This window comes from Agrobacterium sp. GW821-FHT14E08 (genome assembly GCF_058803865.1).
Window position 1 is genome coordinate 284,339 of record NZ_JBXAPJ010000001.1, and the last position, 15,146, is coordinate 299,484.

General features: G+C 60.1%; 13 protein-coding genes. 4 read left to right on the top strand and 9 right to left on the bottom strand.

Translation table 11 applies throughout. The features are described 5' to 3' along the window. Positions 1-73 precede the first annotated feature (73 nt). On the top strand, positions 74-658 hold the full coding sequence (locus AC1ROR_RS01385; protein ID WP_498588409.1) for a TetR/AcrR family transcriptional regulator: 585 nt from the start codon (positions 74-76) through the stop codon (positions 656-658). Further along, positions 655-999, top strand: a complete 345-nt coding sequence (locus tag AC1ROR_RS01390; RefSeq protein ID WP_498588410.1) for a DMT family transporter — start codon at positions 655-657, stop codon at positions 997-999. The genes AC1ROR_RS01385 and AC1ROR_RS01390 overlap by 4 nt, the downstream gene beginning before the upstream one ends. Positions 1,000-1,211: 212 nt before the next feature. Here the strand turns inward: AC1ROR_RS01390 and AC1ROR_RS01395 are convergent, their stop codons facing one another. The 4 genes from AC1ROR_RS01395 to puuD all read right to left on the bottom strand — a co-directional run bounded on the left by AC1ROR_RS01395 (position 1,212) and on the right by puuD (position 6,018). Beyond that, entirely contained in the window at positions 1,212-2,345 is a 1,134-nt protein-coding gene (locus AC1ROR_RS01395; protein WP_498588411.1) for an alpha-hydroxy acid oxidase, read from the bottom strand. A 79-nt stretch (positions 2,346-2,424) separates the two neighbouring features. Beyond that, entirely contained in the window at positions 2,425-3,144 is a 720-nt protein-coding gene (locus AC1ROR_RS01400) for a sulfite exporter TauE/SafE family protein (protein ID WP_498589153.1), read from the bottom strand. A gap of 304 nt (positions 3,145-3,448) precedes the next feature. Next, entirely contained in the window at positions 3,449-4,759 is a 1,311-nt protein-coding gene (gene guaD, locus AC1ROR_RS01405; RefSeq protein WP_498588412.1) for a guanine deaminase, read from the bottom strand. Beyond that, positions 4,756-6,018, bottom strand: a complete 1,263-nt coding sequence (puuD, locus tag AC1ROR_RS01410; protein ID WP_003494446.1) for a urate hydroxylase PuuD — start codon at positions 6,016-6,018, stop codon at positions 4,756-4,758. The genes guaD and puuD overlap by 4 nt, the downstream gene beginning before the upstream one ends. Before the next feature lie 566 nt (positions 6,019-6,584). Here puuD and AC1ROR_RS01415 point away from each other — a divergent pair. Continuing rightward, complete coding sequence (locus AC1ROR_RS01415; protein ID WP_035220103.1) at positions 6,585-6,923, top strand: hypothetical protein; 339 nt, start codon at positions 6,585-6,587, stop codon at positions 6,921-6,923. Here AC1ROR_RS01415 and AC1ROR_RS01420 read toward each other — a convergent pair. The 5 genes from AC1ROR_RS01420 to AC1ROR_RS01440 all read right to left on the bottom strand — a co-directional run bounded on the left by AC1ROR_RS01420 (position 6,899) and on the right by AC1ROR_RS01440 (position 13,862). Next, positions 6,899-7,825 carry a LysR substrate-binding domain-containing protein gene (locus AC1ROR_RS01420; RefSeq protein ID WP_035220104.1) on the bottom strand — a complete coding sequence of 309 codons (927 nt, stop codon included), beginning with the start codon at positions 7,823-7,825 and terminating at the stop codon, positions 6,899-6,901. The two genes, AC1ROR_RS01415 and AC1ROR_RS01420, sit on opposite strands and share 25 nt — an antisense overlap. A gap of 238 nt (positions 7,826-8,063) precedes the next feature. Further along, the gene (xdhC, locus tag AC1ROR_RS01425) at positions 8,064-8,918 is read right to left on the bottom strand and encodes a xanthine dehydrogenase accessory protein XdhC (protein ID WP_498588413.1); all 855 of its coding nucleotides are present in this window, start codon (positions 8,916-8,918) and stop codon (positions 8,064-8,066) included. A gap of 12 nt (positions 8,919-8,930) precedes the next feature. Beyond that, entirely contained in the window at positions 8,931-11,270 is a 2,340-nt protein-coding gene (xdhB, locus tag AC1ROR_RS01430) for a xanthine dehydrogenase molybdopterin binding subunit (RefSeq protein WP_498588414.1), read from the bottom strand. Positions 11,271-11,476: 206 nt separating this feature from the next. Beyond that, positions 11,477-12,946, bottom strand: a complete 1,470-nt coding sequence (xdhA, locus tag AC1ROR_RS01435; RefSeq protein WP_498588415.1) for a xanthine dehydrogenase small subunit — start codon at positions 12,944-12,946, stop codon at positions 11,477-11,479. A 139-nt stretch (positions 12,947-13,085) separates the two neighbouring features. After that, complete coding sequence (locus AC1ROR_RS01440) at positions 13,086-13,862, bottom strand: 3-hydroxybutyrate dehydrogenase (protein WP_080835583.1); 777 nt, start codon at positions 13,860-13,862, stop codon at positions 13,086-13,088. A gap of 208 nt (positions 13,863-14,070) precedes the next feature. On the opposite strand from AC1ROR_RS01440, the gene AC1ROR_RS01445 reads away from it, so the two are divergent. Continuing rightward, entirely contained in the window at positions 14,071-15,132 is a 1,062-nt protein-coding gene (locus AC1ROR_RS01445; protein ID WP_498588416.1) for an LLM class flavin-dependent oxidoreductase, read from the top strand. Positions 15,133-15,146: the final 14 nt, after the last annotated feature.

Below are 15,146 nucleotides of genomic sequence, written 5' to 3' on the forward strand. Positions count from 1 at the left end.
TGCTTAATTAAGAATGAATTTCAACCCGTATGCCGCCCTCACAATTTCCTTGAAAAGAAACCAACCATCCGGTATGTTAAGCGGCATGACAAATGCACATGAACGTAAAAAGCAGCCCGAGGTCGTGCGTCGCAATCTTCTGGATTGCGCGGCGAAACTTGCTGCTGATCAGGGTGTTGCCGCACTTTCGGTGCAGGCGGTGGCCAATGCGGCCGGGGTGACGAAGGGCGGGCTGTTCCACCATTTCGCCTCCAAGCAGGTTCTGCTGGAAGCGGTGATGGCGGACCTGATTTCGGCGCTGGATGCGGAAATCGATGCGCTCATCTCACAGGATTGTGAAGCCTACGGATGCTTCACGCGGGCCTATGTGAACGCGGTTTTTGCCGATCGCGGCCGGGATTCGGGCAGGCAATGGGCCGCGCTATCGGTTTCCATGGTCGGTGAGCCGTCGCTTCGGCGCATGTGGACCAGCTGGTTCGAGGGGCGCCTGAGCCGTCATAAAGAAACGGATGACCGGGTGATACTGGAACTGGTGCGGCTTGCGGCTGACGGCATCTGGTTTGCCGATCTTCTGGCCGATGATGGCAGGGCAGGTGGTGACAGGGCGGCTCTCAAAACGCAGATGATCGCCCAGACGAAAAAGGAAATGGAACGATGAATGCGGCTGTCTTTACCTATGGAGCGCTTGTCGCTGCCATTGTCTGCGAGGTGATCGCGACCTCATTCCTGCAGCAGTCGCAGCAGTTCACCCGGCTTTTGCCGACAGTGCTGATGGCGCTGTTTTATGGCGCGGCCTTTTATCTGCTGTCGTTTACGCTGCGGGCCATGCCGGTCGGCGTGGCCTATGCGATCTGGAGCGGGCTAGGCATCGTGCTGATTTCCTGCATCGGCTATTTCGTATTCCGCCAGACGCTGGATTTCGCCGCCGTGGTTGGTCTCGGGTTTATCGTGACGGGGGTGGTGATCGTGAATGTGTTTTCGAAGACGGTGGGGCATTGAGACTGGCAGCTGAGGTCCTTCGCGAGGGCAACATCCGCACGCCGTCACCCCGGACCTGATCCGGGGTCCAGCGCGATCAAGTCCTTGATCGTATAATACGCTCTTCACGGCGCAGACGCGCCGTGGCTGGATGCCGGATCAAGTCCGGCATGACGGCAGAGAATGGAGCGGCCTCCGACGTATCGCCGCGGCGCCTTCCGCCTTGTCCAACATCACGCCAGAATGCTGCGGTCCACATCCGTAATCAGCCGCTTGCCGCAAAGCGCCATGCTGACATCCATCTCCTTGCGGATGATCTCCAGCGCCGTGGTCACGCCCTGTTTGCCATCGGCACCGAGGCCGTAAAGGAAGGGTCGGCCGATATAGGTGCCCTTGGCGCCGAGCGCCACGGCTTTCAGCACGTCCTGACCGGAGCGGATGCCGCCATCCATATGCACCTCGACTTTATCGCCGACTGCATCGACGATCTTCGGCAGCATGGCGATCGAGGAGTGCGCACCGTCGAGCTGGCGACCGCCATGGTTGGAGACGATGATGGCGTCGGCGCCGGTATCGAGCGAGGCGCGGGCGTCTTCCTCGTCAAGGATGCCCTTAAGGATCAGCTTGCCGCCCCAGCGTTCCTTGATCCATTCGACATCCTTCCACGACAGGCGCGGATCGAACTGCTCCGCCGTCCAGGAGGAGAGCGAGGAGAGATCGGAGACATTTTTGGCGTGGCCGACGATGTTGCCGAAGCTGCGGCGCTTGGTGCGGGCCATGTCCATGCACCATTGCGGCCGGGTCGCCATCTGCCAGATATGTTTCGGGGTAAATTTTGGCGGTGCGGAGAGGCCGTTGCGCAAATCCTTGTGGCGCTGGCCGAGAATTTGCAGGTCGAGTGTGAGCACCAGCGCCGAGCAGCCGGCGGCCTTGGCCCGGTCGATGAGATTATTGACGAAATCCCGGTCCTTCATCACGTAAAGCTGGAACCAGAAGGGTTTCGAGGTGACGGAAGCGACATCCTCGATGGAGCAGATGCTCATGGTGGAAAGCGTGAAAGGCACGCCGAATTCTTCGGCTGCTTTGGCGGCCAGCATTTCGCCATCGGCATGCTGCATGCCCGTCAGCCCGGTGGGGGAGAGCGCGACCGGCATCGAAACCTTCTCACCGATCATCTCGGTGGCAAGCGACCGGTCGGTCATATCCACCAGCACGCGCTGGCGCAGCTTTATCTTTGCAAAATCATCCTCATTGGCGCGGTAGGTGCTTTCCGTCCACGCGCCGCTATCGGCATAGTCGAAAAACATTTTTGGCACACGGCGCTGAGCCTGTTGCTTCAGGTCCGCTATGGTCAGGATTTTGCCCATGGATAAAGCCTTCACATTTGAATGATGGCTTCACATAACATGAATGGGACGGCTGCAACATCAAAATCGACGGGGTTGATCACCAGAAAGCCCGCAAAAACAGCTCGGCTCCCAATAAAAGCAGGCAGATGAGAAACCAGCGCCGGAATGTGGCCGGGCTGACGATGTTACGGATCTTCTGGCCGAGCCACATGCCGAGAAGCGCAGGCAGCACGGCGAGTGCGGAAAGCGACAGATGCTCGACGCGGAAGGCGCCTTGCGAGGCGAGGCCGGCGGCAAGTGCAATGGTCGAAACAGTGAAGGAAAGGCCAAGCGCCTGCACGAGATCGTCGCGGTTGAAACCGAGCGACTGGATATAGGGCACGGCGGGCACGACGAAAATTCCGGTACCGCCGGTCAGCAGGCCGGTTGTCAGCCCTATGGCCGGCGAGAGCCTGGATTCCAGCCGTGCCGGAACGGAGAGGGGTTTGGCGAAGAGGCTATAGGCCGCGTAAGCCGCAAGGCACAGGCCGAGCGCCGAGGTGGTCCAGACGCCGGTTCCTGCCGTCATCAGCCGGATGCCGATGAGGGTGCCGCCGGCGATGGCGATCATCATCGGCCACAGCCGCGCGACGATGGCCCTGAAATCCGGCCCGGCCAGCAATTGCCAGATATTGGTGACGAAGGAGGGCAGGATCAGTAGCCCGGCGGCAAGGACGGGCGGCATGAACAGGCCGAGCACGCCCATGGCGACGGTGGGCAGTCCCATGCCGGTCACGCCCTTGACGATGCCCGCGATGATGAATGTCGCGAGGACCATGAGCATTGTGGTTGTGTCTAAATCCGGCACGGGGCACTCCAGAGGTCATTCGCGTTTTTGCCGACTGGTGTCAGGCAATCATAGGACGCGAGTGGGTGCGGCGGATTCCTTCTCCCCGCCGGGGAGAAGGTGGCCCGAAGGGTCGGATGAGGGGGCAACGTTGCCGTATCTCACCACCCTTGCCCCCTCATCCCGCTGCCGCGGACTTCTCCCCGGCGGGGAGAAGAAAGACGCGGCACCCGCTCACTCCAATGTGTGACCGATATAAATGAGGCCGCAGCTTTATGTTTCGGCCCCAGCCGAACTATGGCAGCACGCTCTTCATCGCCCTGCCGGCCACATAGGTTTCCACCACCGTGCGGTCATCACCCATGGTCAGCATCAGGAAGAGTTCTTCCGTCAGGCTGTTCACCACTTCCATTTTCAGCGCCATGGCAGGTGTCGAGGAAGCGTTCAGCACCGTGATGTCGGCGTCCGTGCCGGCCTCCAGCGTGCCGATGCGGTCGACCATCGAGAGGGCTTCGGCATTACCGCGCGTCATCAGATACCAGCTTTCCAGCGGGTTCAGGCGCTCGCCCAGCAATTGCTGGACCTTGTAGGCCTCATCCATGGTGCGCAGCATGGAATAGCTCGATCCGCCGCCGATATCGGTCGCAACCGCGATCCGCACCGGCTTTTCGCGCCGCTGCAGTTTTTTCATCGGGAAGAGGCCGGAGCCGATGAAGAGGTTCGAGGTGGGGCAATGCACCGCCACCGCGCCGGTTTCCGACAGCACGTCCGCCTCGCGATCCGAGAGGTGGATGGCGTGGCCGAGCAGGGTCTTTTTGCCCATCAGGCCGTAGCGCACATAGATATCGGTATAGTCGGTCGCTTCGGGGTAAAGCTCGCAGGTATATTTGATCTCGTCGAGATTTTCCGAGAGATGCGTCTGGATGAAGAGATCGGGGAATTCCTGCGCCAGCGCCTGGGCGGCTTCCATCTGCTTCGGGGTGGAGGTGATGGCGAAGCGGGGGGTGATGGCGACGTGGTTGCGGCCCTTGCCGTGCCAGTCGGCGATGACAGCGCGGGTCTCGTCATAGGAGGTTTCCGGCGTGTCCAGCAGGCCCTGTGGGGCGTTGCGGTCCATCATCACCTTGCCGCCCACCATCAGCATGTTGCGCTTCATGGCTTCCGCGAAAAAGGCGTCGGCGGAGGTCTTGTGCACGGAGCAATAGGCGGCGGCCGTGGTGGTGCCGTGGCGCAGAAGCTCGTCGTAAAAATGCGTGGCGATGCGCTGGGCATGGGCGCTTTCGACGAAACGGCATTCCTCCGGGAAAGTATAGGTGTTCAGCCATTCCAGCAGGTTGGCGGCATAGGAGCCGATGACCTGCATCTGCGGGAAATGCAGGTGCATGTCTATCAGGCCCGGCACGATGAGGTGCGGCCTGTGATCCTTTTCCTCGATGTCTTCGGGGGCCTGCTTGCGGATATCGGCGTATTCGCCGATGGCGGCGATCCGGCCGTCTTCGATCAGCAGGCCACCGTCTTCGATATAGAGATAGCTTTGCGTATCGTCGATCGAAAGCGGCGCGCGGCGGAAGCTCAGCAGGCGGCCACGCAGCAGAACCATGCTCATTCAGTCTTTCCTTCGGCTTTTCCAGCCCCGGAAACCGCACTTTCATACCATGCGGTCAGCACCTTGCGCTCATCCGGGGTGATGGCGGTGATGTTGCCGGGAGGCATGGCATGGCTGCGGCCGGCTTGCAAATAGATTTCGCGCGCATGGGCGGCGATCTGCTCGTCGGTTTCGAGCTTCACGGATTTTGGCGTGAAGGGCACGCCTTCCCACACCGGCTCGGCCGCATGGCACATGGAACAGCGGCCCTGAACCACATCGCGGGCCTTGGCGAAATGGGCGTCACTGACGAATTGCTGCTGCATCGGCGAAAGGGTGGCGGCCTTCTGTTCCTCCTCGCCGGTCAGCACCTTCGGCACGGTGGAAAGCCACATGATGACGATGAAGATGAGGGCGGTCAGCAGCCAGGTCCATGTAGGTTTTCCCTTGCGGGCATGGGTGGTGTTGAACCAGTGGCGGATGGTGACGCCCATCAGGAAGACCAGTGCGGCGATGATCCAGTTAAACTGCGTGGCAAAGGCTAGCGGATAATGGTTCGACAGCATGAAGAAGATGACGGGCAGCGTCAGATAGTTGTTGTGCAGCGAGCGCTGCTTGGCGATGCGACCATATTTCGGGTCCGGCGTGCGCCCGGCGATGAGGTCGGCCACGACGATCTTCTGGTTCGGAATGATGATGAAGAACACATTCGCCGACATGATGGTGGCGGTGAAGGCACCGAGATGCAGGAACGCGGCGCGGCCGGTGAAGACCTGCGTATAACCCCATGCCATCGCCACCAGCGCGACATAGAGCACGATCATCAGGCCCCAGGTATTGTTGCCAAGCGGCGATTTGCAGAGGAAATCGTAAAACAGCCAACCGATGGCAAGCGAAGCGAGCGACAGACAGATGGCCTGGAACTGGGTGAGCGCCAGCACCGAATGGTCGATGAGGAAGAGATCCGCGCCGCCATAATAAACGATGCAGAGCATGGCAAAGCCGGAAAGCCAGGTGACATAGCTTTCCCATTTGAACCAAGTCAGGTGCTCGGGCATCTGGGCAGGCGCGACCAAATATTTCTGGATGTGGTAAAAGCCGCCGCCATGCACCTGCCATTCCTCGCCATAGGCCCCCGGCGGCAGATGCGGCCGTTTGACCAGCCCGAGATCGAGCGCGATGAAATAAAAGGATGAGCCGATCCAGGCGATGGCGGTGATGACGTGGAGCCAGCGGACGGCAAAGGCCATCCATTCCCACGCAATGGCATATTCGTACATGCGGTTCCCCTGATCCTTGTGCAGCGCACCTTGCGAGAAATTTGACCTTTAGGAAAGGGAAAAGCAAAGGGCGGGAGGTGATTGTTCACAATCCGGTTCGCTTGTGTCCACAACATAGGCCGAAGTGGATCGCCTCTGGTGGCAGGCCCGGTAAAGTTGCAGCGGAGGTTTGCTGTCGCATAGTTTGTGCTTAGCTGGCTAACGCGACTCAGCTATTATCCTTTGTGCAGCCTGCCAATGTGCTAAAATAAAAGGCTGCGGAGCTTTGGAGTGCCCTGCGTCCGAAAGGACGCGACAAAGGACGCTCTAACTTTTTAAGTGGCGCATCGTTCCTGTCGAAAATCGGTCTCGATTTTCAAGCCGATGCGCAGGGCTCCCATGACATGTTTCGCTGGCGGTTCATGCCGAAAGCGGGTGCTGCGAACCCTGGGGCGGGGGCAGTTTAGGGGGCAGGTGTCGCAGTTCCCGGTGCCATCGCGTCCGGGTGCGTGTTGATGTGTGGAATTTGAATAAAGGGACGCAATGACCTTCCGGCAACCGCCGTTGTTTCAACGGAGACCATGCCGATGCGCCTTGTTCTGACGGTTCTCTTCCTGCTTTTGGCGTTCACCGCCACAGCGCTTGCCCATGAATCCCACAAGGGGTTCAAATATGAAAGCTATTGCTGCAACGGCGATGCCCAGACGGGAGATTGCCAGATGATCCCCACGCGAAGCGTTCGTGTCACACCGGATGGTTATGAGGTGTCGCTGGCCCCCGGCGATCATCGCATGGTCACGCGGCGGCATGTCTTCAACTGGTCGCAACGCGAGGCAAGACGGTCTGAGGATGGCGAATATCACCTCTGCCTCTTCCCGGATGAAGACACGCCGCGCTGTTTTTATGCGCCGGACATGGGGTATTGAGATGGCTGCGGCCGGCTTTCCTCGATCCGCTGCAATATCCAGTCGCGAAACAGCCTTATCTTGCGAATGTTCCTGCGGTTTTCCGGATAGACCAGCCAATAGTTCTGTCCTTCGCTGCTAAGATGCTCGAAGGGTTGATACAGCCGGCCGAGTGCAATTTCGTCCGCATAAAGTTCAGGGGTGAGCATGGCCACGCCCTGGCTGGCGATGGCCGCCGCGGCTTCGAATGCCTGGACGTTAAGGCGGCTGCGCGGATAACGGTCGAGGCCCGGATTTTCGACACCTACTTCCTGGAACCATTGGCTCCACCAGATGTCGCCGGGATCGATGATGCGCAGGCGCAGAAGATCCTCCGGCTTTTTCAATCCGCCGATGGTTTCGGCAAGGTCGGGATGCAGCATCGGCGTATAAACGCCCCTGACAAGCCGGTGATAAATCAATCCCTTGCCATCGTCGTTGCTCCAGCGGATGGCGACATCGCAATCGGACTGCGCAAAATCGATCAAGGCGTTGGAGGTTTCCAGCCGGACGGCGATCGAAGGATGTTCAAGCTGGAACGCCCCCAGATGTCGTGAAAGCCAGCGTGATGCGAAAGTGGCGGTGGAATGAATGGTCAGCGTCGTGTCTGACGTGTCACGCACATTGTCGACGGCCTCCCGCAGGCTGTTAAAGGCTTCGGCCACTCTTGGCGCCAGCTTCTGCCCGGCCTCGGTCAGCTGAACCTGGCGCGCTTTGCGTATGAAGAGCGGCTCACCGATATTCTCCTCCAGCAGCTTCACCTGATAGCTGACCGCCGTCTGCGTCATGCCCAGTTCCTCACCAGCCCTGGTGAAACTCAGATGCCTGGCAGCGGCTTCGAACACGCGCAAGGCATTCAGCGGGAACTGGCGAGACATTTTCATGGATAAGTTCTCTTTATGCTAATCGCCAAAGGTTTCATTGGTTTTTACTCATAAATCAGAGCATTTTTAGTCCAACTCATCAACTGAGCTTCTGACATTTTTTGAATGGAGACGAACATGCGCACAGCACTCTTGCGCGCGTGGTCCCGCCTGCGCGCGGGCCTGCGGACAGCGGAACGGTTTGCCCTTGAAAGCATTGCGCCCGACAATCTGGCGGATGAAAGCCTGCCCGACGGGCTCAGGCGTGATCTTGGCCTTGAGGATGGCCGTGTCGATTTTCGTTGCGACGGATTTCGGCAGCGGAAAATGCTTGCAACAACTCGGCTGCCACAAGGGCCGCTATGACGGCGGGGCGCTTGTCCCTGACGCTATTGCCACCGATGGGCAAAGTGAGTTTTGCAAGGCGGGAAGGCGGTTCGCCCTCCCGCTCCAGCCAATGGGAGAAGGTGGCGCGTTTGGTCTTTGAACCGATCATGCCGACATAGGCGAGATCGTCGCGGGCAAGCGCTTCCTTGGCTATGAGGAAATCGAGTGCGTGATCATGGGTGACGATGATCGCTGCCCCGTTTGCCGGGATTTTCGCGACGAGCGCCTCCGGCATGGGAGTGAGCACGGATGTGGCATCGGCTGGAAGATCGTGCAACTCCGTTTTTCGGGTCTCCACCACTGTCAGCGTCAGGGGCAGCAGCGACAGTGCTTCCGCCAACGCCTTGCCGACATGACCAGCCCCGAAAATGAAGACGGCGGCCTGCTGTTCGGCTTCGCCTTTCAGCCGCGTCTCTAGAGCGAGCGCGATCTCCTTCGTCACCCGCTGGAAGCGGATGAGGGTGCGGCCGCCGCAGCATTGGCCGATTTCCGGGCCGAGCGGAATATCCATGCGGTCCTCGGCCACACCGCTCCTCAGCATGGCGCGGGCATGGTCCATCGCCATATATTCGAACTGCCCGCCACCGATTGTTGCCCACAGCGCATCCTGACTTACCAGCATGAAGGTTCCGGCTTCACGCGGCGAGGAGCCTTTGACAGCCTCGATTTCCACGAGGATCGCGGCGGGGGAGCGGGCGAGGAAGTTGGAAAGGGAGGTGTCAGGCATTTGTTGGCCCCCTCACACCTTCTTCAGCCGTTCCACCGCCATCAGAACCCGTTCGGGCGTTGCCGGCGCATCGAGGCGCGGGCAGACCTTGTAGTCGGCGACGGAGGCGACCGCCATGGAGAGAGCTTCAAGAACCGAGATCGCCAGCATGAAGGGCGGTTCGCCCACGGCCTTGGAGCGGCCGATGGTGGGTTCGGCATTTTCCGCCCATTCCGCCAGCTTGACGTTGAAACTCTTCGGCCGGTCGGAGGCGAGCGGTATCTTGTAGGTAGAAGGCGCGTGGGTGCGCAGCCGTCCCTTGCCATCCCACCACAATTCTTCCGTCGTGAGCCAGCCCATGCCCTGCACGAAGGCGCCTTCCACCTGGCCGATATCAATGGCCGGGTTCAGCGACTTGCCGACATCGTGGAGGATATCGGTGCGTTCCATCAGGTATTCGCCGGTGAGCGTATCGATCGACACTTCCGAGCAGGCCGCGCCATAGGCGAAATAATAAAATGGCGTGCCACGGCCGGCGGTGCGATCCCAGTGGATTTTTGGCGTCTTGTAAAAACCGGCGGCGGAAAGCTGCACGCGGGCGAAATAGGCCTTTTTGATGAAGTCGTTGAAGGGGATTTCCTCGAGGCCGATGCGCACCCGGTTCGGCAGGAAGACGACTTCCTCTTCCGGCACATTCCAGTTCTCGGCGGCGAATTTGACCAGCCGCTCGCGGATCTGGCGGGCGGCGTCATAGGCTGCCATGCCGTTCAGGTCCGTACCGGAGGAGGCGGCGGTGGCCGAGGTGTTCGGTACCTTGCCGGTGGTCGTTGCGGTGATTTTCACCCGGCCGATATCCACCTGGAAGGCATCGGCCACCACCTGCGCCACCTTGGTATAAAGGCCCTGACCCATTTCGGTGCCGCCATGGTTCAGGTGGATGGAGCCGTCATTATAGATATGCACCAGCGCGCCCGCCTGATTGAAGGCGGTCATGGTGAAGGAGATGCCGAACTTGACAGGCGTGAGCGCGATGCCCTTGCGGATGATCGGGCTCGTTTTGTTGAACTCGATGATGGCGTCTCGTCGCGCGCGGTAGTCGCTGGAGGTTTCCAGCTCCTCGACGATGCGGGCGATGATGTTGTCCTCGACCTCCTGATGATAGGGCGTCGTGGTGCGGCCCGAGCCGGTCTCGCCGTAGAAATTCAGCTTGCGGATATCGAGCGGATCCTTGCCCACCGCATAGGCGATTTCTTCGATGAAACGTTCCGCGCCCAGCATGCCCTGCGGGCCGCCGAAACCACGAAAGGCGGTGTTGGAGACGGTGTGGGTTTTCAGCGGCCGCGAGGTCAGGTGCACATGCGGATAGAAATAGCTGGAATCGGCGTGAAACAGGGCGCGATCCGTGACCGGGCCGGAGAGATCGGAGGAAAAGCCGCAGCGGGCGGCATAGGTGGCATCGACGGCGTGGATGCGGCCTTCCTCATCGAAGCCAAGCTCGTAATCGACGCGGAAATCGTGGCGTTTGCCGGTCGCTGTCATGTCCTCGTCGCGGTCCGGGCGGATTTTCACGGCCCGGTTCAGCTTCTTGGCGGCGATGGCGCAGAGGGCGGCGAACTGGTTGCCCTGCGTTTCCTTGCCGCCGAAACCGCCACCCATGCGGCGCACCTGCACCGTGACGGCATTGGACGGCACCTGCAGGATATGGCTGACAATGTGCTGGATTTCGCTCGGATGCTGAGTGGAACTCCACAGCGTCACCTCGTCATCCTCGCCCGGCACGGCCATGGCGATGTGGCTTTCGAGATAAAAATGCTCCTGCCCGCCGATCCGCATGGTGCCGGTGAGACGGCGGGGTGCGACATCCATTTCGATCTTGGCATCGCCACGCTTAAGCGTCATCGGATCGATGACGAGCGCGCCGCCATTTTCAATCGCCGTGTCGATATCGGTGAAATGCGGCAGGTCCTTATAAGTGACCTTCGCCTTGCGGGCCGCCTTTCTGGCGATATCGCGGGTTTCGGCGAAGACCGCGAAGATCGGCTGGCCGTGGAATTCGACCTTTGTCTCGGCCAGCAAAGGTTCGTCGTGACGGCCGCCTGACGAGACATCGTTTTCGCCGGGCACATCCTTGCCAACCATGACCCACAGGACGCCCGGTGTAGCCTCGACTTCGGACAGGTCCATGGAGACGATTTCCGCATGCGCCCGGTCGGAAAGGCCAAGCGCGCCGTGAACGAGGCCGGCGGGTTCGGGAATATCGTCGATATATTCGGCGCTGCCCGTCACATGTTTATGGGCGGAATCGTGCCGGAGCGAGGCGTGTACAGGGCCGTCGATTTCGGTTTTGGTCTTGTCGAAGCTTGTCGTGTCCATGGTTCAAGCCTCCCCTTCATCAATTGCGGCATATGACAGCGACAATAAACCCTCATTCCTGTGCTTGTCACAGGAATCCAGCCAGCCCAAGTCTTTGGGCTGAAAGGGTTGTCTCGTCGCGCAGACGCGCGCCAACTGGATTCCTGTGACAAGCACAGGAATGAGGGAGGTTGTGGGTGTCGCCAACGTCATCGTCATCGTCATCGTCAAGCCTCCGCCAGTGAGAAACGGCTGAGTTCCTGCTTTTCGCCCGAAGTCTCGAGGAAGAACCGCGTCAGCAGGTTCTTGGCCGTCAGTTGCCGGTATTCGGCGGTGGCGCGCCAGTCGGTGAGCGGGGTGAAATCCTTGTCCAGCGCATCGCGCGCCGCATCGATCGTTTCCTGCGACCACTCTTTGCCGAGAAGTGCCGCCTCAAGATGCGCGGCGCGTTTCGGCGTGCCGGCCATGCCGCCAAAGGCGATGCGGATATCTTCGACGGTGCCGTCGGCATCGAGCGTCAGGTTGAAGGCGGCGCAGAGCGCGGAAATATCCTCGTCGCGCCGCTTGGAGATTTTGTAGACCGCGTAGTGGCTTTCGGCTTTCTGGAACGGGATGAAGAGTTTTTCGACGAATTCGCCGCTCAGCCGGTCCTGTTTGCCATAGTCGATGAAGTAGCTTTCCAGCGGCACGGTGCGGCTGCCGGAGGAGGAGCGCAAGGTTAGCGTTGCTCCAAGCGCGATCAGCGCCGGAGGCGTATCGCCGATGGGCGAACCGTTGGCGATATTGCCGCCGATGGTGCCCATATTGCGCACCTGCTCGCCGCCGAGGCGGTCGAACAGCCGGGCAAGCGGCGGGAAATGTTCCGCAATGGTCTTGAAGGCCTGGCTGTAGGTGACGCCGGCGCCGAGTGTCACGCCGTCCTCATCCACGCTGATGGTTTGCAAATCCCCGAGATTGTTAATGAAGATCACCGGGTTCAGCGCCCGCATCTGCTTCGTGACCCACAGGCCGACATCGGTGGAGCCAGCAACGATGGTTGCCTTTGGTTCAGCAGCGTAAATCTCGGTCAACTCGGCCAGTGTCGCTGGAATGATGGTGCGGTCCTCGCCGTGGGTGACGGTGATCGTCTCATTGGCGCGAATGGCCCAGAGCCTGGCCATGATATCGGTGCGGTCCCGTTGCAGCGGGTCGAAGAGCGCGCTCGGGCGGGCAGCGGCGATCTTTTCGGCGGCGCGCACGATCGGCTCATAGCCCGTGCATCGACAGAGGTTGCCTTGCAGCGCCTTTTCAATGTCGGCGCGGCCGGGGTTTTCACTGGAAAGCCAGAGACCGTAAAGCGACATGATGAAGCCCGGCGTGCAGAAACCGCATTGCGAGCCGTGGAAATCCACCATCGCCTGCTGCACGGGGTGAAGCGTGCCATCGCGCGCGGCCAGATGCTCGACTGTCACGATATGGGTGCCGTGCAGCGAACCTAAAAAGCGGATGCAGGCATTGACGCTTTCATAACGCAGCGAACCGTCCAGCAGCCGCCCGACCAGCACCGTGCAGGCGCCGCAATCGCCTTCCGCGCAGCCTTCCTTGGTCCCGGTCAACCGCTTGCTGATGCGGAGATAATCGAGAAGCGTGTCTGTCGGTCCGAAATCCTTCAGCGAGATGGTTTCGCTGTTGAGGATGAAGCTGATCGCGTCGTTCATGCAATGCCCTGCTTTTTTTGACCGGCTGCCGAGCCGGTTTCTTGTCATTGTCCCTGCGCATCATATGCACGCCCGCAGGCGTATATCGATTTCCGTTTTGGCAATTCATTGTTTCCAAAACGGAAATAAATTTCGGCAATTATTGCGCCGTCCAGCCGCCATCCACGGAAATATGGGTGCCGGTAATGTTGCTTGCGGCATCGCTTGCCAGAAACAGCGCGGCGGCGGCCACATCGTCGACGGTGACGAACTGCTTGGTCGCCTGCAGTTCCAGCATCACGTCGTTCTTCACCGCTTCTTCGCTGATGCCGCGCACCTTCGCCATTTCCGGTATCTGCTTTTCGACGAGCGGGGTCAGCACATAACCGGGACAGATGGCGTTGACGGTAACCCCGGTCTGAGCAAGCTCGAGCGCTGCCGTCTTCGTCAGGCCCATGATGCCGTGCTTGGCCGCCACATAGGCCGATTTGAACGGCGAGGCGACGAGACCGTGGGCGGATGCGATGTTGATGATACGGCCTTTTCCGGCCTTCTTCATCAGCGGTATCGCAGCCCGCATGGTATGGAAGGAACTGGTCAGATTGATGGCGATGATCCAGTCCCATTTCTCCGGCGGAAATTCCTCGATGGGCGCGATATGCTGGATGCCGGCATTGTTGACGAGCACATCCACCGAACCGAGTTTTTCGTTGGCGGAATTGATGAGGTCGGCGATCTCGTCCGGTTTCGTCATATCCGCCGGGTGGTAAAGCACACGCCCGCCGCTTTCTGCTTCCAGCAGAAGACGAAGCTTCTCAATCTCGTCCTCGTCACCAAAGCCGTTCAGCACGATATTGGCGCCCTCCCGCGCAAATCGCTGGGCGATGCCGAGGCCGATACCGCTTGTGGAGCCTGTCACGATAACTGTCCGATGCATGCTTTCCCCTTTTTGCATTACTTCGCACATATTTAAGCAGGGTATGCCCAAAGGGGGCGGGCTGGCAATCGCCCATTTCGGGGGAGCACAGTGGAGCGGCGAAACAGGCTGTGGCCATCCAATTTTTCGAAGCTAAGCATCCAGATTCTGCATTTGTGTGCGGGGCCTTCCGTTCCTATCTCTCAGGCAAGCAAACAGAGGTATCGTTATGGAACTCGGTCTTTACACATTCGCCGATGTCAATCCCAATCCTGCCGATGGTCGTGGCCCGGAAGGCGCGCGCCGGCTTAAGGATCTCCTGGAGGAAATCGAGCTTGCCGATCAGGTCGGGCTCGATGTTTTCGGGCTGGGCGAGCACCACCGCCCCGACTATGTCGCTTCCTCGCCCTCCACCGTTCTCGCGGCGGCGGCGGTGAAGACGAAGAATATCCGCCTGACGAGCGCCGTTTCGGTGTTGAGTTCGGATGATCCGGTGCGGGTGCTCCAGCAGTTTTCGACCGTCGATCTCCTGTCGAACGGCCGCGCCGAGATCATGGCGGGGCGCGGGTCCTTCATCGAATCCTACCCGCTGTTCGGTTACGATCTCGAGGATTACGACGTGCTCTTTGCCGAAAAGCTCGATCTGCTGCTGGCGTTGCGGGAGCAGGAAATCGTGACCTGGTCCGGCACCAAGCACCCCGCCATTCACGGGCGCGGCGTTTATCCGCGGCCCCTGCAGGAGCGTCTGCCGGTGTGGATCGCGGTTGGCGGCACGCCGCAATCGGTGGCGCGGGCAGGCGCCATGGGTCTGCCGGTGGCGCTTGCCATCATCGGCGGTGAATATCGCCGCTTTGCGCCGCTGTTCGATCTCTATCATGAGGCCGCGCGCCGCGCCGGGCAGGAAAAGACCAAGCTGCGCACCAGCATCAATGTGCACGGCTTCATTGCCGACACCACCGACAAGGCGGCGGACCAGTTTTACGGACCGCAGGCGGAGGTGATGAACCGCATCGGCCGCGAGCGTGGCTGGGGGCCGACGAACCGCGCGCATTTCGACGCTGCACGCGGGCCGGAGGGTAATCTCTTTCTCGGTGAGCCGGAGCTGGTGGCGGAAAAGATCATCAAGGCGCATGGCGTGTTCAGGAATGACCGCTTCCTGCTGCAGATGGCCATCGGCCTGATGCCGCACGATCAGATCATGCGCGGCATCGAGCTTTATGGTACGAAAGTCGCCCCTATCGTCAGAAAAGAATTGACGGGGAGCGCCGATCCGGTGAAAGCCACGGCCTGATGATTGCCAAGGCG